We start from the raw sequence: 5,241 nt of genomic DNA on the forward strand, positions 1-5,241 counted from the left end.
GCGGCCGGGCCGAGGCGCGGCGGCAGCTTGCGGCGCAACGCGACCAGCAGCGACGGCGGCGCTGCGATGCGCTCGCCCGCCGGCCGGCCGGCGCGCAATGCGCGGACGTCCTGCGGCGCGGCGTTGATCAGCCGCACGCGTACCGGCGCCATCGCCGTCACGCCAAGAAGTTGCGCCGCACCGCGCGACAGATCGATCTCGCGATCGCGGCCGCCCGGGCCGCGATCCGCGACCAGCACCAGGATCGTCCGCCCGGTATCGAGCGCGGTCACCTCGGCGACCGAGCCGAGCGGTAGCGTGCGATGCGCGGCGGTGATCGCGTTGGCATCGAACGGCATGCCCGATGCGGTGGTCGCGCTGCCCATCTCCTCGCCGTACCAGCTGGCATAGCCGACCGCGTCATAGCGCTGCTCGCCGGAGGTGCCACGCGGCCCCTCGCTGGTGGCGACTGCCGGGGGCATATCGGCTTGCGGGGGCGCCGGGGGATAGGAAGCGCCGGGCGCGATGCGCGAGGGCGGGATGTCCACCGTGTCGACGCGGTTGGCGCCAGGCTCGGGCGGATAATCGTCCTGCAAGCGATACGGTGCGCCCGGCACATCCCCGGGCTGGTCGAGCGCGGTCGGATCGTCCGCACGCGGCGCATAGGGCGCATCGATCGTGCGCGACGACGGGCTCTCGATCCGTGGGGCATCGCCATAGCCACTGCCGCCGCAACCGGCGAGCAGCAACGTAAAACCCAGAACCGATTTAGTGTTCGACAGCATCCGCGAGCAACCCAACTGAAAGAGCATAAAAGTTCGAACAGTTATAATCGAGGATAACCCGATAATTTCCGGTTAGCAGATAACCGGTGCGGCCGATACCATCGGGCTCGATCAGCGTGGCGAGCACGCGATCGTCCGGCCAGGTCTTGGTCTCCGGCGTGACGCCCAGCGCGCGCCATTCCGCCATCGTCTTCCACGCACTATGCCGGGCGAATACGCGCGGGCAGCGCGGCGAGACCAGCCGGCTGGTCATCGCGCCGCGATCGAGGCTCGCCGGCACGGTGACGGCGAGGCCCCAGGGCTGGCCCGCGCGCCACCCGGCATTGGACAGGTAATTGCCGATCGAGGCCAGCGTATCGGCCGCGCTGTTCCAGATATCGGCCTTGCCGTCGCCATCGCCGTCGCGCGCGAGCCGCAGATAGACCGAGGGCAGGAATTGCGAGCCGCCGAACGCGCCCGCCCAGCTGCCCTTCATCTGGTACAGCGGCACGCCGCGATCGACCATCTGCAGCGTGGCGATGAATTCGCCGGCGAACAAATCGCGCCGCCGCCCCTCATAGGCGAGCGACGCAAGCGCGCGCGGCAGATCGAAATTGCCCATCACGTTGCCGTAATTGGTTTCGTGCCCCCAGATCGCCACCATCACCGATTCGGGCACGCCCATCTCCCGCTCGATCCGCTCGAGCCGTCCGCGCTGTGCCTGATAAGCGGCGCGTCCGCGCGTGATGCGCGATGCATCGACATGGCGCAGCTTGTACGGCGCGAAATTGGGCACCGGCGCGTTTGGCGAGGTTTCCGGCTGTTGACGATCGAGCTCGATCACACGGGTGTTGAGCGTCAGCGTCGGCAGTACCTGATCGAGCGTACGTGCGCTGACGCCCTTGGCCAGCGCCTGGCCGCGCAACGTCTGCAGATAGGCCTGGAAGCCGGCCTCGTCTTGCGCCAGCGCTGGGGCGGCGACGAAGGCACACGCGCTGGCGAGCGCGGCGGCGAGCCGTTTGGTCGTTCGGATAAGCTTACTCATGATGGCGACACTGGCACAGCGCGGGCGCGCCATGAACCCCAAAGCGTCGCAACCCTTGCACAAAGCGGCGAAGCGCGGATATGCGGGGCCTCCACTGGAGAGATGGCCGAGTGGTTTAAGGCAGCGGTCTTGAAAACCGCCGTGGGTGCAAGCTCACCGTGGGTTCGAATCCCACTCTCTCCGCCACTGCCAATGTGGCGTGATCAGCCCAGCGCGGTGAGTGTCGCGAAGGCATCGTCGTTCAGTGTCGATTGGAACAGGCAGCCTGCCTCGAAATCGTCCGCCCACATCACGGTAGCGGCGACCTGGCCGATCTCCGGCAGCGTCAGCCAGATCATCGTGCCCTTCTTGAAGCCGGAATAGCTCTGGATCCGTGCGCCGTGCGTCGACAGATCGGTGACCTTGCACAAGGTGCGGTCGAGCCCGCCGCGACCAATCCGAGCATCGAGCGAGACCGGCGCACGCGGGACGCGACGTCGGCCATTGGCCTGTGCTGGTTCATATTCCGCCGCGAACATGGCGCCTCTCACAAATCGTTCGAGGGCAACTTATCCCAGTATAACTACCGCGCCGTTAAGACGGCGCGGTAGATTGAGTATCTTACTTCTTGCCGAACGACATAGCGCCGAAACGCTTGTTGAAGCGCGCGACCTGCCCGCCGGTATCGAGCATCGTGCCGCGGCCGCCGGTCCAGGCCGGATGCGCCAGCGGATCGATTTCCAGCGTCATCGTGTCGCCTTCCTTGCCCCAGGTGGAGCGAGTCTCGTAAACGGTCCCGTCGGTCATCTGCACCTTGATGGTGTGATAATCGGGATGAATGTCTTTCTTCATGGCATATTCCTTTTGCGTCAGTGGCTGGTTTCCGACCAGCCGGGACAAGCGCGGCGCACTACACGCCGCGCCCTATCGGGGCAAGTGATTAGCGTCGTGCTCAGGCCTTGGGCGGATCGGCGATCATCGCAGTAAAGTTGGCCTCGGCCGCGAGTTGGCCGTCGATCGTCGCGCGGCCGGCGAATTTGCACACGCTGGAGCGCTTCTGGACGAACTCGACGTCGAGCTGCAGCAGCACGCCCGGCTCGACCGGCTTCCGGAACTTCGCGCCGTCGATCGCCATGAAATAGACCAGCTTGCCCGATCCGGCGAGCCCGAGCGATTCGACCGCGAGGATCCCGGCGGCCTGCGCCATCGCCTCGACGATCAGCACGCCGGGCATGATCGGCCGTCCCGGGAAATGCCCCTGGAAGAATTGCTCGTTGATCGTCACCGCCTTGATTGCGGTGATCGACCGGTCGCGCGTCAGGCGCGCGACACGGTCGACCAGCAGCATCGGGTAGCGGTGCGGGAGCGCCGCCATGATCCGCGCGATATCGAACGGACCAAGATCGTCGTTTGGCGCTCCCGCGTCTACCGTCTCGTTCACCGCGGCTTCTCGGCCGCCTTCGGCGTGGCCGGCGCCGGCGTGCCCGGAGCGGCCGCACGCTGCGGCTGCTGGCCCGGCTGCCAGTTGGCCGGCGGCGTGATGCTCACCTTGGGGATCAGGCGATCGATCTCCGTGCTGATGGCCGGCGTGATATCGGCGGCAGGATCGGCGAAATAGGCCGCGTTAGGGCGGATCAGCAGCGTGATACGACGCGCCTTGACGACGTTGGTGACGGCATCGTTGACCTTGCCGGCAACCTGTTCGGCGGCATAGGCACGTGCGCGCGACGCCTGCGACGTCATCCGCGCGATCTCTTCCTGCCCGGCCTTCTCCTTTGCTTCGATCTGCGAAATCTCCGGGCGACGCGCCGCGCGCGCAGCCTCGATCTCAGCCTGGTTCAGCTGGTTGTCGCCATTGGCATCGAGCTTCTTGTACAGCGGCTGAAGTTCGGCGGCGATTGCTTCGCCGCGCGTCTTTGCCTGGTCGAGCTGCGCCTTGTAGGTCGTGCCGATCTCGGTCTGGGCTGCGGCCCACACTTTCGAATTGGCGATCGCGGCATCGGGATCGGCGATCGCGACATTGGCGGTCTGCGCATTCGCCGAGACGGCAATGGCGCCGGCCGGCGCGACCAGAGCGGTCGCCAGCAGGATCTTCTTGTACGTGTTCATCAGAATGCAGTCCCTACGTTGAAGGTGATGAGCTTGTCGTCGTCGCCCTTGTCCTTGAGCAGCGCGTAGGCGAGATCGACGCGCAGCGGGCCGAATGGCGAGTTCCAATTGACGCCGGCGCCGACCGAGACGCGCGGCTTGGCGCTATCACCGACATAGCGTTCGAAGAACGGCTGTGCGGCGATCAGCGGCGTGTTGGCGGTCAGGCCGTTGCAATTGCCGTTGGCGTCCTGAACGCCGGCCGGACAGATCGTCGTCGCGGTCTGGCCGGCCGCATTGGTATAGGCGAACAGGTCACGCCCCTGCGTGTCGCGCAGCGGCAGCGGCAGCACGGTGCCGTCCGCGGCGACCGGGAAGACCACCGTCGGCTCAGGACGCGTCAGGCCGAACAGCGCACCGGCCTGGACGTAGATCGATGGCCGGAGGCCCAGTTCGCGCGCGCCGGCGCCAAGCGGGATTTCCAGTTCCAGCCGGCCCGAATAATAAGCCCGGCCGCCCAGCGCGTCGTCGACGATCTGATCGCGGTCGGTAACCAAAATCTGCTTGCCGGACGCATCGGTGGTGAACGGGATACGCTGGACGCGCGGGCCTACACCGCGAATGTCGAAGCCGCGGAATTCCGGTTCGCCGAGATAGAAGCGATCGGTAATGCGAACCTTGTCCACCCCTGCGCCACGCGATTTCTCGAGCGAGTGGATATAGCCGCCCTCGGTGCTCAGCCCGAGCGTGAAACCGCTGCCCAGCCCCCAATATTTGTCGGCGTCGAACTTGGTGCGGATGTAGCGCACATCGCCACCCAGGCCGGCAAAGTCCTGGCTCAGCACGACGCGCTGCCCGGCCGTCGGGCGCAGGCGGCTGTTGAGGCTGTCGTAAATCAGCGAGTAGCCGACCGACGAGGTCGCGCGATTGCCGATCGCGTCGCACAGATAGCGCCCGGCCTTGAGCGGATCGCACACGCCGTTGCTGTAATAGGTGCTTTCGTCGAGCCCGACATCGTCGAACGTCAGGCCGTAGCGCGCCGACAACGAGAGATATTCGGTCAACGGCACGCCGGCACGGACCTGGAAGCCGGTCGAGACCTGCGTATAGGTGGTGTTGCGGTCGCCGCTGGCGGTCAGGTTGAACGAATTATAGTCGCGGCGGAAGATGTCGCCGCCCAGCGCGATATTCTTGTCGAACAGATAGGGCTCGGTGAAACCCAGCTCGATCGACTTCGAATAGCTCGAATAATTGACGCTGGCGCGCAGCTCCTGGCCCTTGCCGCGGAAGTTGCGCTGGCGGATCGAGGCTTGGACGATGAAGCTTTCGAGGCTCGAGAAACCCGCCGACAGCTGCAGCTCGCCGGTCGACTTCTCCTCGACGTCC

Annotated in this window: 7 protein-coding genes and 1 tRNA gene; 1 reads left to right on the forward strand and 7 read right to left on the reverse strand. The window is 65.9% G+C overall.

All coding sequences use genetic code 11. The features are described from left to right. A partial coding sequence (locus tag NV401_RS18690; RefSeq protein ID WP_261295969.1) for a septal ring lytic transglycosylase RlpA family protein occupies window positions 1-764 on the reverse strand: 764 nt, incomplete at its 3' end. Beyond that, window positions 748-1,788, reverse strand: coding sequence for a lytic murein transglycosylase (locus NV401_RS18695; protein WP_261295970.1), 1,041 nt, complete (start codon window positions 1,786-1,788; stop codon window positions 748-750). The genes NV401_RS18690 and NV401_RS18695, both read right to left, overlap by 17 nt. A 96-nt stretch (window positions 1,789-1,884) precedes the next feature. Here NV401_RS18695 and NV401_RS18700 point away from each other — a divergent pair. Next, window positions 1,885-1,974, forward strand: a tRNA-Ser gene (locus tag NV401_RS18700). A 17-nt stretch (window positions 1,975-1,991) separates the two neighbouring features. Here NV401_RS18700 and NV401_RS18705 read toward each other — a convergent pair. The 5 genes from NV401_RS18705 to NV401_RS18725 all read right to left on the reverse strand — a co-directional run. Continuing rightward, the gene (locus tag NV401_RS18705; protein ID WP_261295971.1) at window positions 1,992-2,306 is read right to left on the reverse strand and encodes a PilZ domain-containing protein; all 315 of its coding nucleotides are present in this window, start codon (window positions 2,304-2,306) and stop codon (window positions 1,992-1,994) included. Between the two features lie 82 nt (window positions 2,307-2,388). Continuing rightward, a complete protein-coding gene (rpmE, locus tag NV401_RS18710; protein ID WP_261295972.1) occupies window positions 2,389-2,619 on the reverse strand; it encodes a 50S ribosomal protein L31 in 231 nt (76 codons plus the stop codon). Window positions 2,620-2,719: 100 nt separating this feature from the next. After that, the gene (fabZ, locus tag NV401_RS18715; RefSeq protein ID WP_261295973.1) at window positions 2,720-3,208 is read right to left on the reverse strand and encodes a 3-hydroxyacyl-ACP dehydratase FabZ; all 489 of its coding nucleotides are present in this window, start codon (window positions 3,206-3,208) and stop codon (window positions 2,720-2,722) included. After that, window positions 3,205-3,876, reverse strand: a complete 672-nt coding sequence (locus NV401_RS18720; RefSeq protein ID WP_261295974.1) for an OmpH family outer membrane protein — start codon at window positions 3,874-3,876, stop codon at window positions 3,205-3,207. Before NV401_RS18720 ends, fabZ begins: the two co-directional genes overlap by 4 nt. After that, a partial coding sequence (locus NV401_RS18725; RefSeq protein ID WP_261295975.1) for a BamA/TamA family outer membrane protein occupies window positions 3,876-5,241 on the reverse strand: 1,366 nt, incomplete at its 5' end. The genes NV401_RS18725 and NV401_RS18720, both read right to left, overlap by 1 nt.

The sequence above is a fragment of the Sphingomonas hylomeconis genome (assembly GCF_025370105.1).
GTDB lineage: Bacteria > Pseudomonadota > Alphaproteobacteria > Sphingomonadales > Sphingomonadaceae > Sphingomonas > Sphingomonas hylomeconis.

Excerpts from the sequence above, each read along its gene's own strand:
- NV401_RS18695 (WP_261295970.1), bottom strand. The coding sequence starts at position 1,788 with ATGAGTAAGCTTATCCGAACGACCAAACGGCTCGCCGCCGCGCTCGCC.
- NV401_RS18705 (WP_261295971.1), bottom strand. The coding sequence starts at position 2,306 with ATGTTCGCGGCGGAATATGAACCAGCACAGGCCAATGGCCGACGTCGC.
- rpmE (WP_261295972.1), bottom strand. The coding sequence starts at position 2,619 with ATGAAGAAAGACATTCATCCCGATTATCACACCATCAAGGTGCAGATG.
- NV401_RS18720 (WP_261295974.1), bottom strand. The coding sequence starts at position 3,876 with ATGAACACGTACAAGAAGATCCTGCTGGCGACCGCTCTGGTCGCGCCG.